This is a genomic window from Streptomyces sp. NPDC090083 (assembly GCF_044747445.1).
Classification (GTDB): domain Bacteria; phylum Actinomycetota; class Actinomycetes; order Streptomycetales; family Streptomycetaceae; genus Streptomyces.
Window position 1 is genome coordinate 121,729 of sequence record NZ_JBIVED010000003.1, and the last position, 20,328, is coordinate 142,056.

A 20,328-nucleotide genomic window follows, 5' to 3' on the forward strand; every position below is an offset into this window, starting at 1 on the left:
ACACCCCTACGTCGGCCAGGTCGTCCTCTCCCGGTCCAGGGCCTGCTCTGCGGACCCTGCCGCCTGCTCCACCAGCGGGATGATCCGCAGCGGAACGGGGTTCTCCATCACGATCGCGGTGGCGGCCCGGACAATGCCATCAAAACCGACAACCCGGTCGATGACCCGCTGGAGGTCGGCGTTCGAGCGGGCCACGAGCCGGCACAGCATGTCGCCGCTGCCGGTGGTGGTGTGCAGTTCGAGGACTTCCGGCACGGTCGTCAAGTGCGCCCGGACGTCCGGGCCTTGACCCTGCCGGATCTCCAGCGTCGCGAACGCCGTGACCGGGTAGCCGAGCGCCGCCGGATCGACCTGCGGGCCGAATCCCCGGATGACTCCATTCGACTGAAGCCGGTCCAGCCGCGCCTGCACCGTGCCCCGGGCCACCCCCAGCCGCCGGGACATCTCCAGCACCCCGATGCGCGGTTCCTCGGCCAGCAGCACGATGATCCGGCCGTCCAGTCGATCGATCCCCATGGCCCGCCTCCGAGGGTGGTCATCCTGTACAGAAAGCCCGTAGGAACGGGCGTACCGCTGAACAGACTGTCCAGTGGATACGCAAACTATTGCGCACCTTGCGAGGGAGGGGGAGCCTGCGGACATGGCTGTCATCTCTGCGAGCACACACCACACTCCCGACACCGCCCGGCAGGCCGATCCCTTCCCGGTCAAGGGAATGGACGCGGTCGTCTTCGCCGTGGGCAACGCCAAGCAGGCGGCGCACTACTACTCCACGGCCTTCGGCATGACGCTGGTCGCCTACTCCGGACCGGAGAACGGCAGCCGCGAGACCGCTTCGTACGTCCTCACCAACGGCTCCGCCCGCTTCGTCTTCACCTCCGTCATCAAGCCGGCCACACCGTGGGGCGAGTTCCTCACCCGCCATGTGGCCGAGCACGGCGACGGCGTCGTCGACCTCGCCATCGAGGTGCCGGACGCGCGCGCCGCCCACGCGTACGCCGTCGAGCACGGCGCCCGCTCCCTCGTCGAGCCGCACGAGGTCAAGGACGAGCACGGCACGGTCGTCCTCGCCGCGATCGCCACCTACGGCGAGACCCGTCACACCCTCGTCGAGCGCACCGGCTACGACGGCCCCTACCTCCCCGGCTTCGCCCCCGCCGAACCGCTGGTCGAGGCCCCCGCCCACCGCACCTTCCAGGCCGTCGACCACTGCGTGGGCAACGTCGAACTCGGCCACATGAACGAGTGGGTCGGTTTCTACAACAAGGTCATGGGCTTCACGAACATGAAGGAGTTCGTGGGCGACGACATCGCGACCGAGTACAGCGCCCTGATGTCGAAGGTCGTCGCCGACGGCACCCTCAAGGTCAAGTTCCCGATCAACGAGCCCGCGGTGGCGAAGAAGAAGTCGCAGATCGACGAGTACCTGGAGTTCTACGGCGGCGCCGGCGTCCAGCACATCGCGCTCAACACCAACGACATCGTGCAGACGGTACGGACCATGCGCGCGGCCGGCGTGCGCTTCCTGGACACCCCGGACTCCTACTACGACACGCTCGGAGAGTGGGTCGGCGACACCCGCGTCCCCGTCGACACCCTCCGCGAGCTGAAGATCCTCGCCGACCGCGACGAGGACGGGTACCTCCTCCAGATCTTCACCAAGCCGGTCCAGGACCGTCCCACGGTGTTCTTCGAACTCATCGAGCGGCACGGCTCGATGGGCTTCGGCAAGGGCAACTTCAAGGCACTGTTCGAGGCGATCGAGCGGGAGCAGGAGAAGCGGGGCAACCTGTAACACCCGGGTCCCGCAAGGGACATGGCCAACACGCAGGCCCCGCAGGGGACATGGGAGGACCGTGGCCCGGGCCGCTCAGCCCGGCCTGTCGGTGGGCGGCGGCTCGTTCGGCGGCTCTCCCAGTGCCGCCAGCGCGGCCTGCGCGGACGGCACCCGCAGCGGCGAGAAGTACGGGTTGATCTGCAGCGCCTCCTGGAGATGGCGGCGCGCGGACGCGTCCTTCTCCGACTCCCGCTCGATCATGCCCCGGTGGAACATGTACAGCGCGTCCCGCACCCCGCCGCCGTGCACCCGGTCCGTGGCCACCGACGCGAACTTCAGGGCCTCCGCGTCCTGCCCGGCCCGGTGCAGCGCCCAGCCCAGCGCGTCGGCCACCGGGATGCCCGGCTGCCGCGTCCACTCGGCCCGCAGCCGCCGTACCGCGTCCTGCGCGTCGCCGTGGTCCGACTCGAAGACACCGAGGACGAGTTCGTCGTCGACACCGGCCGCCACGTCCTTGGCGGCGAGGGCGCGCAGCGTGTCGTACTGCACGCGGGCGGCCTGCGTGAGCCCGAGGGACTCGTACAACTCACCCAGTTCCAGGGCGTACTGCGGGGTCGGCTGTTTGGCGAGGGCGACCTGGTAGGCGTTCAGGGCCTCCGAGGTGCGGCCCAGCGCCGCGAGCGCACGGCCCTCACCGGCCAGGGCCTCGCGCTGGTCGGGGTCGAGCCGGACGGCCGCCTCGAAGTGCCGCAGTGCCACCTCCCGGTCCCCGCGTTCCCAGGCCAGCTCGCCGGCGCGCTCCAGCCAGGCGGCCTGTTCGGCGGGGGCCGTGGCCTTGGCCGCCGCGTCGGCGAGCTGGGCGGCGGCGTCCTCGCGCCAGCCCCGGTCGCGGTAGACGGCGGCGGCCCGCGCCATCACGGCCGGGCCGGAGTGCAGCTCCAGCAGCTTGTCCAGGGTGCGCCGGGTCGCCTTGTAGTCGCCGAGCCCGGTGTACGCGTCGATCAGCAGCGGATACGTCGTCCAGCGGCGCGGCGCCGCCTTCACCGCGGCCTCGCCCCAGGTGCGCGCCGCCCGGAAGTCCCGCCGCTCGTTCGCCAGGGCCGCCAGGCCGTCCATCGCCACGGCGTTCGCGTCGTTGCCCCTGGCCCGCACCTTCAGCGCGGTACGCAGCGCCTCCTCGGCCTTCGGGTAGTACAGGGTGTCCCCGGTCCGCCGCCCCTGCTCCACATAGGCCGAGCCGAGCACCGCCCACGACCGGGCGTCCCTCGGATGGACCCGTACCCGCGTCTCGCGGTCGCCGATCAGCGCGGCCAGGTCCGGCAGCGCGGCCGGCACCCCGGCGGTGACCGCCGTCAGCGCCTGCGCCTTGGGCCCCGGCGCGGGCGGCGGCGCCGGGCGCGGCTCCTCGGGCAGCAGCCACAGCAGTCCGCCGAGCACCGCGCATCCGGCGACCGCGCCGATCAGCACCCGCCGCAGAACGGGGGAGCGGCGCTGCCGCGGTTCCGCCACCAGGGACGTACCCGGACTCCGCTGTTCGTTCTCCATGGCGCTCACTCTGCGTCAGTACGACGACCACATCCCGGCACCGGAAGCCGCGCGCGGACGGGGTTCACACCGATGGCCGCGAGTGCGACGCTGTGATCATGAGCCGTATCGAAGCGCCTCGCGACCAGGACACCGGACCCCTTCTCGACCGGCTGCTGGCCGGGCTGCCCGCCGAGGCCGTCGTCACGGATCCGGACGTCACGGTCTCGTACGCCAACGACATGGCGAGCTTCTGCCCGTCCGGGACCCCGGCGGTGGTGGTGCTGCCGCGCACGGTCGAGCAGGTCCAGCACGTCATGCGCGTCGCCACCGAACTGCGCCTCCCGGTCGTCCCGCAGGGCGCCCGCACCGGCCTGTCGGGCGCGGCCAACGCGTCCGAGGGCTGCATCGTGCTGTCCCTCGTCAGGATGGACCGCGTCCTGGAGATCAGCCCGGTCGACCGCATCGCGGTCGTCGAGCCGGGCGTCGTCAACGCGGCGCTCTCCCGCGCGGTCAACGAACACGGGCTCTACTACCCGCCGGATCCCTCCAGTTGGGAGACGTGCACGATCGGCGGCAACATCGGCACCGCGTCCGGCGGGCTGTGCTGCGTGAAGTACGGGGTGACGGCCGAGTACGTCCTCGGCCTGGACGTCGTCCTCGCCGACGGACGGCTGATGAGCACCGGACGGCGGACGGCGAAGGGGGTCGCCGGGTACGACCTGACCCGGCTGTTCGTCGGGTCGGAGGGCTCGCTCGGGATCGTGGTGAAGGCGGTCCTCGCGCTGAAGCCGCAGCCGCCGCAACAGCTCGTCCTGGCGGCCGAGTTCGCCTCCGCGTCGGCCGCGTGCGACGCCGTGTGCCGGATCATGGCGGGCGGCCACGTGCCGTCCCTCCTCGAACTGATGGACCGTACGACCGTCAAGGCCGTCAACGACCTCGCCCACATGGGACTGCCCGAGACCACCGAGGCGCTGCTGCTCGCCGCCTTCGACACGGCGGACCCGGCCGCCGACCTGGCCGCCGTGGGAGCGCTCTGCGAGGCGGCCGGAGCCACCCAGGTGGTGCCCGCCGAGGACGCCGCCGAATCCGAACTGCTGCTCCAGGCGCGGCGGTTGTCGCTCACGGCGCTGGAGGCGGTCAAGGGCACGACGATGATCGACGACGTGTGCGTGCCCCGGTCGCGGCTCGGCGAGATGCTCGAAGGGGTGGAGCGGATCGGCGCCAAGTACGGGCTGACGATCGGCGTCTGCGCGCACGCGGGCGACGGCAACACGCATCCCACCGTCTGCTTCGACGCGCAGGACGCCGACGAGTCCCGGCGCGCCCGTGAGTCCTTCGACGAGATCATGGCGCTCGGCCTGGAACTCGGCGGCACCATCACCGGCGAACACGGCGTCGGCGTCCTCAAGAAGGAGTGGCTGGCCCGCGAACTCGGCCCGGTGGGCGTGGAGATGCAGCGGGCGGTCAAGACGGCCTTCGACCCGCTGGGCATCCTCAACCCGGGCAAGCTGTTCTGACGCTCCTCCCTACGGTTCACTCCCCGTCCTTCGACTCGTCCGACGGCCACGGGTCGCGCAGCCACAGGTCGTCGGCCGGGGTCGGTGCGAGCAGCTCGGCCAGGCCGTCGTCGATGCCGAGCTGCTCCGCCTCAGAGCCCGGGGGGACCACCCGGAGAGTGCGCTCCAGCCACGCGGACACCTGGGCGGCCGGGGCCTCCAGGAGGGCGTCGCCGTCGGGTGAACTCAGCGCCATCAGGACGACACTGCGCCCCTCCACCTTCGTCGGCCACACCCGCACGTCCCCGTGCCCGCACGGCCGGAACACGCCCTCGACGAGGAGTTCACGGGCGAACGTCCAGTTCACGGGCTGCTCGGAGGTGATGTGGAAGGCGATGTGGACGGCGTAGGGATCGTCCGTGCGGTAGCTGAGCCGGGCCGGGACCGGAATGCTCCGCTCCGGGGACAGGATGAGCTTGAGCTCCAACTCCCGCTCCACGACTGTGTGCATGGCGTGTGTCTCCTCTCGCTGACCGGGCCCCGCGGTGGGTCCGTACGAGTGGAGAGGGCGTGCGGGCGCGAGCATTACGCGACTTCGGGAATCTTTTTTTTCCGCGCCGCGTCACGAAGGCTTCGGGGGGCTTCGGGGCGTGTGGACTCGTGCACGAGCTTGCCCGGATCGGAGTGGGTCCGGCGGGACGGGCAGTGGCGGTGGTGCGGGTCTGATAAATGTGGACACCCCTTTTGACCTCCGAGCAGATACGGGACGACGGACATGAGCGCCCCAACCCCGGCACCCGGTGACGACAGGCCCCGCGAGGGGTACTACCCGGACCCGTCCATTCCTGGATACGTCCGGTACTGGAACGGCGCGGCCTGGGTGCCCGGCACCAGCCGCCCGGCGCCGTCGGACGGACGGCCGCTCGCCGCGCCGGGCGGCCCGGACCAGTCCGTCGAGGAGACCGGCCCGCACTTCTTCGACGAGGACCCGGCGCCCGTCCACCCGGCGGACGCCCAGCACGGCAGCCGCCCCGAACCGGCCGCGGCCTGGGGCGCGGACCGCGCTCACCAGTCCGGCTTCGGCACCGACCAGGACCGCCGCATCTCCTGGGGCGCCCCGGACCCGAGAACGGGCCAGGACCCGAGAGTCCCCGCGGACCCCCCGGCGCACGCCCCGGGCACGGACGGCCCGCCCCCGGTCGCCGACGAGGGCACGACCACGTTCCGCCGCCCGGCCCCGCGCACACCTCACCAGGGCGCCGCGGCAGGGGGCTCGGCCTCCGCGCCCGACCCCTCCGGCCCCGGCTTCGGCGCCGGAAAGGCCGCCGCCGCGCGCGCCGCACAGGCCCAGGCGGCCCAGGCGGGCACCGGCACTCCGGCCCCCGCCCCCGCCGCTCCCACGGCCCTCTCCGGGCCCCCGCAGTCCGCCCCCGGCGTGCCGTCGCAGCCCGGTCCCGCGCAGCCGCAGGGGGCAGCCGTGGCGACTCCCATGGCCCCCGGTGCCGGTGGCGGGCAGCCGTCCTGGGCGCAGCAGGTGCATCGGCTGGCCGGGGACGAGGACGGGCCCGTGGCGCCCTGGAAGCCGCCCGTGGAGGACGTGTTCCAGGCGGCGGCCCGGCGGCAGTCGGCGGCGCGGCCCGCCGGGCTCGGCCGGCGGCTGGTCGCCCGGCTGATCGACACCGTCGTGCTCGGCGCGGTCACCGCGGTCGCCGCCGTGCCGCTGGGCACGAAGGCCGCCGACCACATCGACGGGAAGATCGACGCGGCCAAGCTCTCCGGCCGGACCGAGACGGTCTGGCTGCTGGACGGCACCACGTCCCTCTACCTGGGCATCGTCCTCGCCGTGCTCCTCCTCTTCGGCGTCCTCTACGAGGCGCTGCCCACCGGCAGGTGGGGCCGCACCCTCGGCAAGAAGCTGTGCGGGATCGAGGTGCGCGGCATCGAGAGCCACCAGCCGCCCGGCTTCGGCGGGGCGCTGCGCCGCTGGCTGGTGTACAGCGTCCCGGGGCTGCTCGGCATCGGCGTCGTCGGCGTCGTCTGGTGCCTGTTCGACCGGCCCTGGCACCAGTGCTGGCACGACAAGGCGGCCCATACGTTCGTAGCGGCATAGGGGCCTACCGCGTCCGGGGTAGCTGATTCCGTACCCCGGACGGCCGCTCGCCGGATGCGGAGCCCGACGGTTCGCGGTCGACTCGGGCCATGAGCACCGAACCGCCTCCGGGCTCCGGCCAGCAGCCGCCGGAAGACGACCCGTTCAGGAAGCAGCCCCCTCCTGGCCAGGGATCGGGCTCACCGTACGACCAGTCCTACGGGAACCAGCCCCCTCCGTACGGCGGCGGTGGCGGCGACCCCTACGGCGGCGGCTCCTACCCCACCGACCCGCTGGCCGGCATGCCCCCGCTCGCCGAGAGCGGCCGGCGCACCCTCGCCCGGATCATCGACCTGATCCTCGTCGGCATCCTCGTATGGCTGCTGACCTGGGCCTTCGGAGTGCACGAGTACGACGTCAACTCCGACCACATGTCCTACGCCAAGTCCCTCGGCCAGTCGCTCACCGCGGCCGTGCTCTACATCGGCTACGACACCGTGATGACGGCCAAGTCGGGGCAGACGCTGGGCAAGAAGTGGCTGGGCCTGCGGGTGGCCAACCTCGACAACGGCTCGACGCCCTCCGTGCAGACCAACCTGATCCGGGCGGCGGTGCTGTGGATCCCGTTCGCGTTCTGCTGCGCCTGCATCTGGACGGCGATCTGCGGCGGCTGGAGCTTCTTCGACAAGCCGTACAAGCAGGGCCTGCACGACAAGGCGGCCAAGACCGTGGTGGTCAGCACGCGGTGACGGTGACGTGAGCGGTGGGACGAGCGCGGTGTGCGCACAGCGAATCGGCGGGTCCGTGTCTCCACGGACCCGCCGATTCGTTTGGCGGAGGCGGCACACGGCCCTGGGCTTGGTCTAGGGAGTGCTCCGCTCCCGTACGGGCTCCGCGGCGGAGACGGCGGCGGAGACGGTCTCCCGCCGGACCGACACCGGGACCCGCGGCGGGGGTACGGAGGCGGGTGTCGCGGTCCGCCCGGCGGCCTGGGCCGCCGCGGCCCTGGTCTTCGGCTGCGCCACCGTCAGGGAGACGAGCAGTCCGAGGGCGAGCGCCGCGCATGCGATGACCGCGATGCCCAGACCCGAGTTCGTCTGTGACAGCAGCAGCATGGCGAGCGTCGAGAAGATCACGGTGCATGAACCGTAGGCGAGCTGTGCAGCAGTCGGACGAGGCATGGCAATCGAGTCCTCGTTAGGGAATGGAGGGGAGCTGTGAAAAGGGGGGTGCGACTACGTTGTCGGCCTGGGTTTCCGCCGGTTCCGGACGTTCCGCCAGTCGACTCTATTCGGCTGCATGCCCGAGTGGAACGTGCAGTAAGCATGACCTAACACACAGCTCCGGTGCATGGGGGGCGCACGGAGTCATACCGTCCACCAAGTGGACGGATGTACGCGCCCGTTGAGCGAGACTCGAGTCGGCCGTGCGTGTCCGCAAAGCGGACCCCCGCTTCGCATAGTGCACTTGTCCTGCTCAAGTCAAGGTCTGTCTTTTCTCGTAAACCTCTAGTCAAATAACGGCACTTGACTATCACGCGTACACCGCGCGCGGACCTTCCATGACTTCCAGGACCCCCCTTCCGCGCGGTACGGGTGCGCAGGGGAGGACCTCAAGTGACCAGCAGACCCTGGACGTTCAGAGCAGCCGCGGTGGGCGTGGCCCTCGCGGCGGCCACCGCCACGTTCTCGACGTTCGCCGTGGCGGAGGCCAGCACCTCGGCCCGGCCCGTCGCTGTGGACCGGCACGACCCGGCACCGGTCGCACAGAAGGAGCACGACCTCGACGGCCCGCTGAGCAAGACGCAGGACGCGCAGCGCCAAGAGGCCCTGAACCAGGTCATATCCGGCAAGGCGTCGGTCAAGGACCGCAACGGCTCGCAGGTCGTCCAGCTCAAGAGCAAGGGCGGCAAGAGCAAGTACGTCGAGCTGAGCCGGGAGAAGACCGACAAGATCTTCACGATCCTGGTCGAGTTCGGCGACAAGGTCGACCCCCGCTACGGCGGCACCGTCGGCCCGCTGCACAACCAGATAGCCGCGCCCGACCGCAAGACGGACAACTCCACGGCCTGGCAGGCGGATTACAACCAGGCCCACTTCCAGGACCTGTACTTCGGCACCGGCAAGAAGACCGAGTCGCTCAAGAAGTACTACGAGAAGCAGTCCTCGGGCCGCTACTCGGTCGACGGCGAGGTCACCGACTGGGTCAAGGTCCCCTACAACGAGGCCCGTTACGGCTCCAACGACGCCGCCACCGGCGCCTGGTACGCCGTCCAGGACGGCGTCAACGCCTGGGTCGCCCAGCGCGAGGCCGCCGGCGACACGGCCGCCGAGATCAAGACGGAGCTGGCCCAGTTCGACCAGTGGGACCGCTACGACTACGACGGCGACGGCAACTTCAACGAGCCCGACGGCTACATCGACCACTTCCAGATCGTGCACGCCGGTGAGGACGAGTCCGCCGGCGGCGGCGCCCAGGGCGAGGACGCGATCTGGGCCCACCGCTGGTACGCCTTCGGCACCGACGCCGGCTCCACCGGCCCGGACACCAACAAGCTCGGCGGCACCCAGGTCGGCGACACCGGCATCTGGGTCGGCGACTACACCATCCAGCCGGAGAACGGCGGACTCGGCGTCTACGCCCACGAGTACGGCCACGACCTCGGCCTGCCCGACGAGTACGACACCGCGGGCGGCGAGAACTCCACCGGCTTCTGGACGCTCATGTCGTCCGGCTCCTGGCTCGGCACCGGCAAGGAGGCCATCGGCGACCTGCCCGGCGACCTGAACGCCTGGGACAAGCTCCAACTCGGCTGGCTGGACTACGACATCGCCAAGGCCGGCGCCAAGTCGAAGCACACGCTGGGCGTCGCGGAGTACAACACCAGGAACCCGCAGGCCCTCGTGGTGCAGTTGCCCGAGAAGGCGGTCACCACCGACGTCGTCACGCCGGCACAGGGCGTCACGCAGTGGTGGAGCGGCAGCGGCAACAGCCTCAGCAACACCCTGTCCCGTTCGGTGGACCTGACGGGCAAGACGTCCGCCGCCCTCACCCTCGACGGCTACTACGACATCGAGGCCGACTACGACTTCCTCTACACCGAGGTGTCCACGAACGGCGGCACCAGCTGGACCCCGATCGACGGCAAGCTGGCCGACGGCTCCGCCATCCCGCGTGACGGCAGCGGCAACCCGGCCCTCACCGGCACCGCGGCGGCCTACCAGAAGCTGACGTACCCGCTCGACGCCTACGCGGGCCAGAAGATCGACGTCCGCTTCCGCTACCAGACGGACAGCGGGGTCGCCCAGAAGGGCTTCGCGGCCGACGAGATCACGGTGACCGCCGACGGCGCGACCCTCTTCTCCGACAACGCCGAGTCCGCCGACCCGGCCTGGACCGCCGACGGCTTCTCCCGCATCGGGGCGTCCTTCACGGCCGACTACCCGCAGTACTACATCGCCGAGAACCGTCAATACGTGTCGTACGACAAGACGTTGAAGGTCGGCCCGTACAACTTCGGCTTCTCGGCGACCCGTCCGGACTGGGTGGAGCACTACGCCTACCAGAACGGCCTGTTGATCTGGAAGTGGGACACCTCGCAGGCGGACGACAACACCAGCGAGCACCCCGGCACGGGTCTGATCCTGCCGATCGACTCCCACCCGACGCAGCTGAAGTGGTCCAACGGCACGCTGATGCGCAACCGCGTCCAGGCCTACGACTCGCCGTTCGGCCTGGACCGGACCGACGGCATGACGCTGCACAACGCCGACGTCGCGACCAAGGTGAAGTCGCAGCCAGGCGTCCCCGTCTTCGACGACGGCCGGTCGACCTACTACGACACGTCGAACCCGACAGCCGGTGTCAAGATCACTGACACCAACACCCGGATCAAGATCGTCAAGGAGGCGCACGACGGCTCGACGGTGAGCCTCCAGGTCGGCCCCTCGGCGAAGTAGTCGGTAAAAGCGCAGGTCAGACAGGTATCGGCGGTGACCCCCTGGCGGGTCGCCGCCGATACGTGTTTAGGTGCGTCCTGTGCTTGGCTTATTGACACCGGCACCGACCGGTACCGAATCCGACCCGCCAGGGGGTGTGACCGCATTGTCCGCAGGAGGTTTCTGCAAGCTGCCGACCGGCAGCGTGGTGGTGGCGTTGAACCTGCCCAGACCCAGCGCCCAGGGTGACGGCTGCGTCCGCGTGCTCGTCCACGCACGCAACCGCGCCCGGGCGCTGACTCGACTCCGCAACCTCGGGATGCGGGCCGTCTACCTGCGGGGCAACGCGGAGCCGCCCACGCCGGACGAGATCACGGCCGTCCTGCACCACCCGGACGGGCTGATATGGCGCGCGGCCCCTCCGCCTGACAACGCTGTCGTCGTCCCGGGCCGTGAGCTGCCGCAGGAACTGTGGCACCCGATCAAGGCGCTCCTCCGCCGCCCGGCCGCCTCGACGTAATCGCCCCGCGCCTCTCTGCCACCGGGTTGTGCGCAGCCCACGGCCCCGACTGAAGCTCCTCGCGCAGTTCCCCGCGCCCCTGAAAAACGGGGTTGTATGTCGTGCGCGGGCCCGGTGGGGGTTGGTCGCGCAGTTCCCCGCGCCCCTTGGAAATCGGGTTGTGTGTTGTGTGCGGGCTCGGTGGGTGCTGGTCGCGCAGTTCCCCGCGCCCCTTCAGATGCGGCTGACGCCGCATTTCCCCACGGCCCCGCAGACAAGACACGACCCGCTTTTTTAGGGGCGCGGGGAACTGCGCGAGAACCCCCACCGGCCCGCAGCCACATGACAACCCGGCCTTTTAGGGGCGCGAGGAACTGCGCGACCAGCCCCTACGGCCCCGCAGACAAGACACGACCGGCTTTTCTAGGGGCGCGGGGAACTGCGCGAGAAGCCCCACCGGGCCGCAGTCGCATCACAACCCGGCCTTTCAGGGGCGCGGGGAACTGCGCGACCAGCCCCCACCGGGCCGCAGGTGGACGGGGGAGCGGGGCTAGACGACCGGCTTGCCGGTCAGGGTTACTCCTGCTGAACGGAGTTCATCCAGCGCTCGGTCCGTCGTCTCCTTGGCCACCCCGGCCGTCAGATCCAGCAACACCTGCGTACGAAACCCTTCCCGCACCGCATCCAACGCCGTCGCCTTCACACAGTGGTCGGTGGCGATCCCGACCACATCCACCTCGTCGATCCCCCGCGCCCGCAACCACTCCCCGAGCAGGACCCCGTTCTCGTCCTGCCCCTCGAACCCGCTGTAGGCGGCCGCGTACGCCCCCTTGTCGAACACGGCGTCGATCGCCCCGGAGGCCACCGCGGGCGCGAAGTTCGGGTGGAAGCCGACTCCCTCCGTACCGGCGACACAGTGCGCGGGCCAGGAGTGCGCGTAGTCGGGGTTGTCGGCGAAGTGCCCGCCGGGCGCGATGTGGTGATCGCGGGTGGCGACGACGTGCCGGTACCCGGCGGGCGCCTGCCCGATCAGCTCGGTCACGGCGGCGGCCACGTCCGCGCCGCCGGACACCGCGAGGCTGCCTCCCTCGCAGAAGTCGTTCTGCACGTCGACGACGATCAAGGCGCGGCGCATGGTGGTGTCCTTTGACGGTGTGAGGTTCGAGCCTAGAGACTTCGGCGGTACTGCGGGAGGGCGCACCCCTGATTTTCGTGCGGGTCTTAACTACCCGACCGCAGCTGCACGTACTCCGTCGGGATCACGGCCTCCCCGCGCGACAACTGGGTCGCCGACAGCGGCAGGTTGGCACGGGCGACGGCATGCCGGTCGCGTACGACGTCCAGCGGTTCGCGGGCGACGACCTCGCCGTCCTTGACCAGTTCGACGAGCAGCTGCCGGTCGGCGAACTCCGGCGGGACCGGTCCGGTGCCGACGACCTCGGCCTCGGCGAACCCGTCGCCGTCGAGGCGCCGCGCGGCCCACTTGCGCCCGCCGATGGACGTCTTGCCGCCGCTGGACTTCTTCGCGACCGGCACCAGCGGCGCCTTCGGGTCGGCGGACTCGGCGCGGGCCACCAGCTTGTAGACCATCGAGCAGGTCGGGTGCCCGGAGCCGGTCACCAGCTGGGTGCCGACGCCGTACGCGTCGACCGGCGCCGCCGCCAGCGAGGCGATGGCGTACTCGTCCAGGTCGGAGGTGACCACGATCTTCGTGTTGACGGCGCCCAGCTCGTCCAGCTGCTGCCGCACCCGGTGCGCGACGAGCAGCAGGTCGCCGGAGTCGATGCGGACGGCGCCGAGTTCGGGACCGGCGACCTCGACCGCCGTGCGGACGGCTTCGGTGACGTCGTAGGTGTCGACGAGCAGGGTGGTGTTGCGGCCCAGGGAGTCCACCTGGGCCTGGAACGCGTCGCGTTCGTTGTCGTGGAGCAGGGTGAAGGCGTGCGCGGAGGTGCCGACGGTCGGGATGCCGTAGCGGAAGCCGGCCGCGAGGTCGGAGGTGGTGGCGAAGCCGCCGACGTAGGCGGCGCGTGAGGCGGCGACGGCGGCCAGCTCGTGGGTGCGGCGGGCGCCCATCTCGATGAGCGGGCGGTCGCCGGCGGCGGAGGCCATGCGGGAGGCGGCGGCGGCGATCGCGGAGTCGTGGTTGAGGATGGAGAGGATCACCGTCTCCAGGAGCACGCACTCGGCGAACGAGCCCTCGACGCGCATGATCGGCGAGCCGGGGAAGTAGACCTCGCCCTCCGGGTAGCCCCAGACGTCACCGCTGAAGCGGTAGGCGGCGAGCCATTCCAGGGTCTCCTCGTTGACGACGTCGTGCTCGCGCAGGAAGCCGAGGACGTCCGCGTCGAAGCGGAAGTTCTCCACCGCGTCCAGGACGCGTCCGGTGCCCGCGACGACGCCGTAGCGCCGTCCTTCGGGCAGTCGCCGGGTGAAGACCTCGAAGACCGAACGCCGGTCCGCCGTCCCCGCCTTGAGGGCGGCCTGCAGCATCGTCAGCTCGTAGTGGTCGGTGAAGAGCGCCGTCGAGGGAACGTCCACCGGCAGCCCAAGGTCCGCTACGTCCACTGAACTCTCCTGGTCGTGATGTTCCGGGTGCCCCGAGCGTGCGCCGGGGTCCGGGGGTTGTCCCCCGGTATGTGCCGCATGACGATGGATGGTACTCCCATCTCGTCACTCTGACGATTTGTGGGGTCCATTTGTGCGGAGGCCCCCTTCTGGTGGCAGCATGGGCCGTGTGACGTCACCCGCACCCCTGGAGATCGAACGGACCGAGCCGGCGGAGGAGGTCTTCGCCGTACCCGAGCCCGACGTCCCCTGGGTCACGATCGTGCACAACGACCCGGTCAACCTCATGAGCTACGTCGCGTACGTCTTCCAGACCTACTTCGGCTACTCCAAGGACAAGGCCACCAAGCTCATGATGGACGTCCACCACAAGGGCCGCGCGGTCGTCTCCAGCGGAAGCCGCGAGGAGATGGAACGCGACGTGCAGGCGATGCACGGCTACGGTCTGTGGGCCACCCTCCAGCAGGACCGGAAGTAGCGACCCATCCCGATGCCAGGACACTTCGAACCGCTCCACGGCGGCGGCGCGGCCGTCGCGCTCGACGACGTCGAGATCTCCATCATCCGCTCCCTGGCCGTGCAGCTCCTGGAGCTGATCGGCCCGGGACCGGGCGAGGACGCCCCCGACGACCCCCTCGCGGAGCTCTTCGCCGAGGGCCCGAGCGAGCCGCCCGCCGACCCGGTGCTCCGGCGCCTGTTCCCGGACGCCTACACGGACCCGGAGCAGGCCCCCGACTCCCCGCAGGACGCGGAGGAGCGGATGGCGCACTCCGCCGAGTTCCGCCGCTTCACCGAGAACGACCTGCGCGCGGGCAAGCGGGAGAACGCCCTCGCGGTGGTCCGCACCCTGGACGCGCTGACCCCGGCGGGTGACGGCGGCGCGATCCTCAAGCTCAGCGCCGCGGAGTCCCGGCAGTGGCTCGGCGCGCTCAACGACCTACGCCTGGCGATCGGTTCACGCCTCGACATCACCGACGAGGACGACACCGACGACCTCTACCGGCTCCCGGACGAGGATCCGCGCAAGCCGATGGTGATGGCGTACCTCTGGCTGGGCGGGCTTCAGGAGACCCTCGTCTCGACCCTTATGCGGTGATGTGTCCGGCCTCGGGCCGCGATATGTGACGATTCCGTGTTCGCTCAGCGGACGCTCAAATCCGCATAACGATGAGGTCACCGCGGCGGCCGGGATTGCCGCCCCGGCCGAATTTTGTCCGCTTCTTCCTGTGGCGTGCGCCACAAACTCCGCCGATGATCTCCGGCACGACCGTGATAGATCTTCACGACCGCCCGGCGGACGCCACCCATGTCCCGCCGGGTTCGCCGTACGGCCGACGGACCTCGGCCGGGCAGCTCCAGTTCACGGGGGGATTCGGAGAAAGGCGCACCACACATGACCTCCGCTCAGGTCGAGACGGACAAAACCCCCGAGGAGGGGTACGAGCGCGGGCTCGGCAGCCGTCAGGTCCAGATGATCGCGATCGGCGGCGCCGTCGGCGTCGGCCTCTTCCTGGGAGCCGGGGCGAACATCGCCAAGGCCGGCCCCAGTCTCATCCTCATGTACGCCCTCGCGGGCCTGATCATCTTCTTCATCATGCGGGCCCTGGGCGAACTGCTCCTGTACCGCCCGGTGTCGGGCTCTTTCGCGGAGTACTCGCGCGAATTCCTCGGCCCGTTCTTCGGCTACTTCACCGCCTGGACGTACTGGCTGATGTGGGTGGTCACCGGCATGGCCGAACTCACGGCCGCCGCCATCTACGTCAACTACTGGTTCCCCGCCGTCTCCCAATGGGTGACCGCGCTCGCCTTCCTGGTCGTCCTCTTCGTGGCCAACCTGATCTCGGTGAAGCTGTTCGGCGAGATCGAGTTCTGGTTCTCGATGGTCAAGGTCACCGCCCTGATCGGCATGATCGTGATCGGCCTCGGCGTCCTCACCTTCGGTTTCAGCAGCGCCGGTGACACCGCCTCCGTCGCCAACCTCTGGCAGTTCGACGGCTTCTTCCCCAAGGGCATCGGCTCCTCCCTGATGACCCTCCAGGGCGTGATGTTCGCCTACCTCGCCGTCGAACTGGTCGGCGTCACCGCGGGCGAGTCCGAGAACCCGGAGAAGACCCTCCCCAAGGCGATCAACACCCTCCCCTGGCGCATCGCGCTCTTCTACGTCGGCGCCCTCACCGTCATCCTCTGCGTCGTGAAGTGGACCGAGTTCGCCCCCGGCGTCAGCCCGTTCGTCGAGGCCTTCGCGAAGATCGGCATCCCGGCGGGCGCCGGGATCGTCAACTTCGTGGTCCTCACGGCGGCCCTCTCGTCCTGCAACTCGGGCATGTACTCCACGGGCCGCATGCTCCGCACCCTCGCGGACAACGGCGAGGCCCCGAAGGCCTTCAGCAGGCTGTCCGCCTCCAGGACCCCGGCGACCGGCATCACGATCTCCGTCGCCTTCATGGGCATCGGCGTCGTCCTCAACTACGTCGTCCCGGAGAAGGCGTTCGGCTACGTCACCTCGGTGGCCACCGCCGCCGGCATCTGGACCTGGCTGATGATCCTGATCAGCCACGTCCTCTACCGCCGCGCCGTCGACGCGGGCCGCCTCCCGGCCTCGTCCTTCCCGGCCCCCGGCGGCGCGAAGTGCAGCTGGATCGCCATCGCCTTCCTCCTCTTCGTCACCGGCCTCATCGCCTACGACCGCGACTCCCGGGTCTGTCTCTACGTCATGGCCGGCTGGGCCGTCGCCCTGGCCGCGGGCTGGTTCGCCCTCAAGGCCCGCAACCCGCGGATCACCGAGCGCCGCGACGCGGAGTTCGAGAAGGTCGGCTGACCACGCGGACCACCATGTGGGCCGCCCCGTACCACCACTCGGTACGGGGCGGCCCCTCTGCTGTCGGGGCGGCCCCTCTGCTTATCCTGACGACCATGCCGACCCTGACCCTCACCCAGGCCCTCTTCGACCAGATCGTCGCCCACGCGCGCGCGGACCACCCCGACGAGGCGTGCGGAGTCGTCGCGGGCCCGGTGGGCGAGGGCCGCCCCGAGCGCTTCGTCCCGATGCTGAACGCGGCCCGCTCACCCACGTTTTACGAGTTCGACTCGCAGGACCTGCTCAAGCTCTACCGCGAGATGGACGACCGCGATGAGGAGCCGGTGATCATCTACCACTCCCACACCGCGACCGAGGCCTACCCCTCCCGCACCGACATCGCCTACGCCAACGAACCCGGCGCCCACTACGTCCTCGTCTCCACCGCCGACACCGACGAGGCGGGCCCCTTCCAGTTCCGCTCGTACCAGATCCTGGAAGGCGTGGTCACGGAGGAGGACGTCACGGTGGTGGAGTCGTACTGATCCGGTCCTGATCTCGTACTCCGGATGAAATCCGTCCGAAGCGTGAGATCCCCTACCGGGGACCGGACCGGGAATCGATACGATGAGCCCATGGTTCTTCTCGACGTGAGCGACAAGGCGCCGGGCACGCTGCTCGTGGCGCGGCTGCACGTCGACCTGTGCAGGTCGAACAGCGCCATCTGTTGACCCCGGCGCTGTCGCCGTACGGCCGTGCGCCGCGGCGCGCCCGTGCCCGGGTCGCGCGCCCACCGAGACCGACCCCTCCGCTTCCGAACAGGAGCCCTCTGCCATGGCCATCGAGGTCCGCATCCCCACCATCCTCCGCACCTACACCGACGGCCAGAAGGCCGTCGAGGGTGCCGGTGAGAACCTCGCCGCGCTCTTCGCCGACCTCGAGACCCGGCACGCGGGCATCCAGGCCCGCATCGTGGACGGCGGCGAACTGCGCCGCTTCGTCAACGTGTACCTGAACGACGAGGACGTCCGCTTCCTCGACGGCATCAACACCAAGCTGTCGGACGGCGACAACGTCACGATCCTGCCGGCCGTCGCCGGCGGCATGGCCTGATCGTCGATGCGTTACGACTCCCCGCTGGCCGCGGTGGGCAACACCCCTCTGGTGCGCCTGCCGCGGCTCTCGCCGTCCACCGACGTCCGCATCTGGGCCAAGCTGGAGGACCGCAACCCGACCGGCTCGGTCAAGGACCGCCCGGCCCTGCACATGATCGAGCAGGCGGAGAAGGACGGCCGTCTCACCCCCGGCTGCACGATCCTCGAACCGACCTCGGGCAACACCGGCATCTCCCTGGCCATGGCCGCGAAGCTCAAGGGCTACCGCATGGTCTGCGTGATGCCCGAGAACACCTCGCAGGAACGCCGTGAACTGCTCGGCATGTGGGGCGCGGAGATCATCCCCAGCCCCGCGGCGGGCGGTTCCAACACCGCCGTGCGCGTGGCCAAGGAACTCTCCGCCGAGCATCCCGACTGGGTGATGCTCTACCAGTACGGCAACCCGGACAACGCGGGCGCCCACTACGCGACGACGGGCCCGGAGATCCTCACCGACCTCCCGTCGATCACCCACTTCGTGGCCGGCCTCGGCACCACGGGCACGCTCATGGGCGTGGGCCGCTACCTCCGCGAGCACAAGCCGGACGTGAGGATCGTCGCCGCCGAACCCCGCTACGACGACCTGGTCTACGGCCTCCGCAACCTCGACGAGGGCTTCGTCCCCGAGCTGTACGACGCCTCGGTCCTGACCACCCGCTTCTCGGTCGGCTCGGCCGACGCGGTCACCCGGACCCGCGAACTCCTCCAGCAGGAGGGCATCTTCGCCGGCGTCTCCACCGGCGCGGCCCTCCACGCGGCCATCGGCGTCGGCAGGAAGGCCGTGGCGGCGGGGGAGTCCGCGGACATCGCCTTCGTGGTGGCGGACGGCGGATGGAAGTACCTGTCGACGGGCGTCTACACGGCGACGACGACGGAGGAAGCGATCGCGACCCTCCAGGGCCAGCTCTGGGCGTGACCGGCACCCCGCGCGGGCGCGGGGCCGTATCGATGTGCGGCTCCGCCGCGTGGGCGCGACCGGTCGCGTCGGACCCGCCCCGACGGACAGCAGTCAGCCGCTGAGGTGACGGACCTGATCCCACAGGACCGGGTCCACCACCCCGACCTTCCGCCGGAAGTCGGACACGGCCACCTTCCGCACCTCACCGGTCTCCAGATAGCTGGCCCGCCCCCGCGCATCGTCGACGGCGCCCGGCGGCAGCGGAATGACCCCGCCCCGCTCCTCGTGGTTCTTGCTGGTGATCTTCGCGACGGTGACCTTCCGCCCCCGCACCGCCAGCACCAGACAGGGCCGGTCCTTGGCCGTCCCGGGCCGGTCCTCGTAGGGCACGTTCGCCCACCAGATCTCCGCGGGCCGGGGCCGGTCCCCCCGCGCCCGCCGGGACGACCCCCGCCCCCACCCGTCGACCAGCGTCGCGATCAGTGCCAGCAGCACCACCGCCGCGAGCCCGAGCCACCAGTACGTGTTCATGCGAACGACCGTACCGGCGCGCAAACGAAGCCGCGCGCCCCATCCCACACCCCACACGCCCCGGTTCCAGCCGAACCGGTGACACCACAGGTGAGTTGCCCCACAACAGCCCTTGGCGGAGGAGCGACCGGCCCTTTTGCGCCTTACGCTCGACGGACCGCACGACCCCCGTCACCCCACTCCAGAAGTTCCCGCCAGCGGAGGTTTCTGCTTTATGAAGCTCACCGTCGTCGGCTGCTCGGGGTCGTTCCCGTCCGCGGAATCGGCCTGTTCGAGCTACCTCGTAGAGGCCGACGGCTTCCGGCTGCTCCTCGACATGGGCAACGGCGCCCTCGGCGAGCTGCAGCGCCACTGCGGTCTCTACGACCTCGACGCGATCTTCCTCAGCCATCTGCACGCCGACCACTGCATCGACATGTGCGCGTACTTCGTCGCGCGCTACTACCGCCACGACGGCGGCCGTTGCGACCCCATCCCGGTCTACGGCCCCGAGGGCACCGAACACCGTCTGACCACGGCCTACGCCGACACCCCCACCGCGTCCTCGATGAGCGAGGTCTTCGACTTCCACACGGTGAAGCCGTCCACGTTCGACGTCGGTCCCTTCACGGTGCACACCGAGCGGGTCCGCCACCCCGTCGAGGCGTACGGTATCCGCGTCGAGCACGGCGGGCGGTCCCTGACGTACTCCGGCGACACGGGCGTCAGCGAGTCCCTCGACGAACTCGCCCGGGACACCGACCTGTTCCTGTGCGAGGCCGCGTTCACCCACGGCAAGGAGAACATCCCCGACCTGCACCTCAACGGCCGCGAGGCCGGCGAGACGGCGACCAGGGCGGGGGCCAGACGCCTGGTGCTGACCCACATCCCCCCGTGGACCGACCCCCAGACCAACCTGGCCGACGCACGGGAGACCTACGCGGGCCCGGTGGAACTGGCGGCGCCGAGAGCGTCGTACGACATCTAGTCCTCCGCGCACCCGGTCCTCCGCGGACGAAGGCCCCCGGCACCTTTCGGTGCCGGGGGCCTTCGTCATGCCGGTCTCACGGCGCGG

Annotated in this window: 21 protein-coding genes; 14 read left to right on the forward strand and 7 right to left on the reverse strand. The window is 70.4% G+C overall.

Translation table 11 applies throughout. The features are described 5' to 3' along the window. Nucleotides 1-6 precede the first annotated feature (6 nt). Nucleotides 7-516 (reverse strand): Lrp/AsnC family transcriptional regulator, encoded by a 510-nt coding sequence (locus tag ACIPTO_RS11575; RefSeq protein WP_366312972.1) that lies wholly within the window; start codon nt 514-516, stop codon nt 7-9. 124 nt (nt 517-640) lie between these two features. Between ACIPTO_RS11575 and hppD the strand changes: the two genes are divergently transcribed. Then, nucleotides 641-1,795, forward strand: coding sequence for a 4-hydroxyphenylpyruvate dioxygenase (gene hppD, locus ACIPTO_RS11580; protein ID WP_401190983.1), 1,155 nt, complete (start codon nt 641-643; stop codon nt 1,793-1,795). 75 nt (nt 1,796-1,870) lie between these two features. On the opposite strand, the gene ACIPTO_RS11585 is transcribed toward hppD, so the two are convergent. Further along, nucleotides 1,871-3,322, reverse strand: a complete 1,452-nt coding sequence (locus ACIPTO_RS11585; RefSeq protein ID WP_401190985.1) for a tetratricopeptide repeat protein — start codon at nt 3,320-3,322, stop codon at nt 1,871-1,873. A 92-nt stretch (nt 3,323-3,414) separates the two neighbouring features. Between ACIPTO_RS11585 and ACIPTO_RS11590 the strand changes: the two genes are divergently transcribed. Next, nucleotides 3,415-4,821, forward strand: a complete 1,407-nt coding sequence (locus tag ACIPTO_RS11590; RefSeq protein ID WP_401190987.1) for an FAD-binding oxidoreductase — start codon at nt 3,415-3,417, stop codon at nt 4,819-4,821. 16 nt (nt 4,822-4,837) lie between these two features. Here ACIPTO_RS11590 and ACIPTO_RS11595 read toward each other — a convergent pair whose 3' ends face one another. Then, nucleotides 4,838-5,311: an SsgA family sporulation/cell division regulator gene (locus tag ACIPTO_RS11595; protein ID WP_266769148.1), complete on the reverse strand. Its 474-nt coding sequence runs from the start codon at nt 5,309-5,311 to the stop codon at nt 4,838-4,840. A gap of 264 nt (nt 5,312-5,575) precedes the next feature. Here ACIPTO_RS11595 and ACIPTO_RS11600 point away from each other — a divergent pair, with 264 nt between their 5' ends. Beyond that, nucleotides 5,576-6,910 (forward strand): RDD family protein, encoded by a 1,335-nt coding sequence (locus ACIPTO_RS11600; RefSeq protein WP_401190989.1) that lies wholly within the window; start codon nt 5,576-5,578, stop codon nt 6,908-6,910. A gap of 89 nt (nt 6,911-6,999) precedes the next feature. After that, nucleotides 7,000-7,638: an RDD family protein gene (locus ACIPTO_RS11605; protein ID WP_366312981.1), complete on the forward strand. Its 639-nt coding sequence runs from the start codon at nt 7,000-7,002 to the stop codon at nt 7,636-7,638. 114 nt (nt 7,639-7,752) lie between these two features. On the opposite strand, the gene ACIPTO_RS11610 is transcribed toward ACIPTO_RS11605, so the two are convergent. After that, nucleotides 7,753-8,070: a hypothetical protein gene (locus ACIPTO_RS11610; RefSeq protein ID WP_366312983.1), complete on the reverse strand. Its 318-nt coding sequence runs from the start codon at nt 8,068-8,070 to the stop codon at nt 7,753-7,755. A gap of 435 nt (nt 8,071-8,505) precedes the next feature. On the opposite strand from ACIPTO_RS11610, the gene ACIPTO_RS11615 reads away from it, so the two are divergent. Both ACIPTO_RS11615 and ACIPTO_RS11620 read left to right on the forward strand, forming a co-directional pair. After that, nucleotides 8,506-10,848, forward strand: a complete 2,343-nt coding sequence (locus ACIPTO_RS11615) for an immune inhibitor A domain-containing protein (protein ID WP_401190992.1) — start codon at nt 8,506-8,508, stop codon at nt 10,846-10,848. Nucleotides 10,849-10,993: 145 nt separating this feature from the next. Further along, entirely contained in the window at nt 10,994-11,347 is a 354-nt protein-coding gene (locus ACIPTO_RS11620) for a hypothetical protein (RefSeq protein ID WP_366314424.1), read from the forward strand. Nucleotides 11,348-11,876: 529 nt separating this feature from the next. Here the strand turns inward: ACIPTO_RS11620 and ACIPTO_RS11625 are convergent. Continuing rightward, on the reverse strand, nt 11,877-12,461 hold the full coding sequence (locus tag ACIPTO_RS11625) for a nicotinamidase (RefSeq protein ID WP_401190994.1): 585 nt from the start codon (nt 12,459-12,461) through the stop codon (nt 11,877-11,879). An 86-nt stretch (nt 12,462-12,547) separates the two neighbouring features. Further along, entirely contained in the window at nt 12,548-13,894 is a 1,347-nt protein-coding gene (locus ACIPTO_RS11630) for a nicotinate phosphoribosyltransferase (RefSeq protein WP_401190996.1), read from the reverse strand. A gap of 160 nt (nt 13,895-14,054) precedes the next feature. On the opposite strand from ACIPTO_RS11630, the gene clpS reads away from it, so the two are divergent. The 7 genes from clpS to ACIPTO_RS11665 all read left to right on the forward strand — a co-directional run bounded on the left by clpS (nt 14,055) and on the right by ACIPTO_RS11665 (nt 18,761). Then, the gene (clpS, locus tag ACIPTO_RS11635) at nt 14,055-14,372 is read left to right on the forward strand and encodes an ATP-dependent Clp protease adapter ClpS (RefSeq protein ID WP_366312991.1); all 318 of its coding nucleotides are present in this window, start codon (nt 14,055-14,057) and stop codon (nt 14,370-14,372) included. A gap of 12 nt (nt 14,373-14,384) precedes the next feature. Next, on the forward strand, nt 14,385-14,990 hold the full coding sequence (locus ACIPTO_RS11640; protein ID WP_401190998.1) for a DUF2017 domain-containing protein: 606 nt from the start codon (nt 14,385-14,387) through the stop codon (nt 14,988-14,990). Between the two features lie 297 nt (nt 14,991-15,287). Continuing rightward, nucleotides 15,288-16,712, forward strand: a complete 1,425-nt coding sequence (locus tag ACIPTO_RS11645) for an amino acid permease (RefSeq protein WP_401191000.1) — start codon at nt 15,288-15,290, stop codon at nt 16,710-16,712. A 95-nt stretch (nt 16,713-16,807) separates the two neighbouring features. Beyond that, complete coding sequence (locus ACIPTO_RS11650; protein ID WP_366312997.1) at nt 16,808-17,236, forward strand: M67 family metallopeptidase; 429 nt, start codon at nt 16,808-16,810, stop codon at nt 17,234-17,236. Nucleotides 17,237-17,326: 90 nt separating this feature from the next. After that, nucleotides 17,327-17,422: a putative leader peptide gene (locus ACIPTO_RS11655; RefSeq protein WP_323185335.1), complete on the forward strand. Its 96-nt coding sequence runs from the start codon at nt 17,327-17,329 to the stop codon at nt 17,420-17,422. A 103-nt stretch (nt 17,423-17,525) separates the two neighbouring features. Continuing rightward, nucleotides 17,526-17,804: a MoaD/ThiS family protein gene (locus ACIPTO_RS11660; RefSeq protein WP_266769135.1), complete on the forward strand. Its 279-nt coding sequence runs from the start codon at nt 17,526-17,528 to the stop codon at nt 17,802-17,804. A gap of 6 nt (nt 17,805-17,810) precedes the next feature. Next, nucleotides 17,811-18,761, forward strand: a complete 951-nt coding sequence (locus tag ACIPTO_RS11665; RefSeq protein ID WP_401191003.1) for a PLP-dependent cysteine synthase family protein — start codon at nt 17,811-17,813, stop codon at nt 18,759-18,761. 93 nt (nt 18,762-18,854) lie between these two features. On the opposite strand, the gene ACIPTO_RS11670 is transcribed toward ACIPTO_RS11665, so the two are convergent. Continuing rightward, entirely contained in the window at nt 18,855-19,274 is a 420-nt protein-coding gene (locus tag ACIPTO_RS11670; RefSeq protein WP_401191005.1) for a type II toxin-antitoxin system PemK/MazF family toxin, read from the reverse strand. A 214-nt stretch (nt 19,275-19,488) separates the two neighbouring features. Here ACIPTO_RS11670 and ACIPTO_RS11675 point away from each other — a divergent pair, with 214 nt between their 5' ends. Next, entirely contained in the window at nt 19,489-20,241 is a 753-nt protein-coding gene (locus tag ACIPTO_RS11675) for an MBL fold metallo-hydrolase (RefSeq protein WP_366313005.1), read from the forward strand. The last annotated feature ends 87 nt before the right edge of the window (nt 20,242-20,328 follow it).

What these genes read in the sequence shown, in the direction of transcription:
- ACIPTO_RS11575 (WP_366312972.1), bottom strand. Translation starts at nt 516, where the DNA reads ATGGGGATCGATCGACTGGACGGCCGGATCATCGTGCTGCTGGCCGAG.
- hppD (WP_401190983.1), top strand. Translation starts at nt 641, where the DNA reads ATGGCTGTCATCTCTGCGAGCACACACCACACTCCCGACACCGCCCGG.
- ACIPTO_RS11585 (WP_401190985.1), bottom strand. Translation starts at nt 3,322, where the DNA reads ATGGAGAACGAACAGCGGAGTCCGGGTACGTCCCTGGTGGCGGAACCG.
- ACIPTO_RS11595 (WP_266769148.1), bottom strand. Translation starts at nt 5,311, where the DNA reads ATGCACACAGTCGTGGAGCGGGAGTTGGAGCTCAAGCTCATCCTGTCC.
- ACIPTO_RS11600 (WP_401190989.1), top strand. Translation starts at nt 5,576, where the DNA reads ATGAGCGCCCCAACCCCGGCACCCGGTGACGACAGGCCCCGCGAGGGG.
- ACIPTO_RS11605 (WP_366312981.1), top strand. Translation starts at nt 7,000, where the DNA reads ATGAGCACCGAACCGCCTCCGGGCTCCGGCCAGCAGCCGCCGGAAGAC.
- ACIPTO_RS11610 (WP_366312983.1), bottom strand. Translation starts at nt 8,070, where the DNA reads ATGCCTCGTCCGACTGCTGCACAGCTCGCCTACGGTTCATGCACCGTG.
- ACIPTO_RS11625 (WP_401190994.1), bottom strand. Translation starts at nt 12,461, where the DNA reads ATGCGCCGCGCCTTGATCGTCGTCGACGTGCAGAACGACTTCTGCGAG.
- clpS (WP_366312991.1), top strand. Translation starts at nt 14,055, where the DNA reads ATGGGCCGTGTGACGTCACCCGCACCCCTGGAGATCGAACGGACCGAG.
- ACIPTO_RS11640 (WP_401190998.1), top strand. Translation starts at nt 14,385, where the DNA reads ATGCCAGGACACTTCGAACCGCTCCACGGCGGCGGCGCGGCCGTCGCG.
- ACIPTO_RS11645 (WP_401191000.1), top strand. Translation starts at nt 15,288, where the DNA reads ATGACCTCCGCTCAGGTCGAGACGGACAAAACCCCCGAGGAGGGGTAC.
- ACIPTO_RS11650 (WP_366312997.1), top strand. Translation starts at nt 16,808, where the DNA reads ATGCCGACCCTGACCCTCACCCAGGCCCTCTTCGACCAGATCGTCGCC.
- ACIPTO_RS11655 (WP_323185335.1), top strand. Translation starts at nt 17,327, where the DNA reads ATGGTTCTTCTCGACGTGAGCGACAAGGCGCCGGGCACGCTGCTCGTG.
- ACIPTO_RS11660 (WP_266769135.1), top strand. Translation starts at nt 17,526, where the DNA reads ATGGCCATCGAGGTCCGCATCCCCACCATCCTCCGCACCTACACCGAC.
- ACIPTO_RS11665 (WP_401191003.1), top strand. Translation starts at nt 17,811, where the DNA reads ATGCGTTACGACTCCCCGCTGGCCGCGGTGGGCAACACCCCTCTGGTG.
- ACIPTO_RS11670 (WP_401191005.1), bottom strand. Translation starts at nt 19,274, where the DNA reads ATGAACACGTACTGGTGGCTCGGGCTCGCGGCGGTGGTGCTGCTGGCA.
- ACIPTO_RS11675 (WP_366313005.1), top strand. Translation starts at nt 19,489, where the DNA reads ATGAAGCTCACCGTCGTCGGCTGCTCGGGGTCGTTCCCGTCCGCGGAA.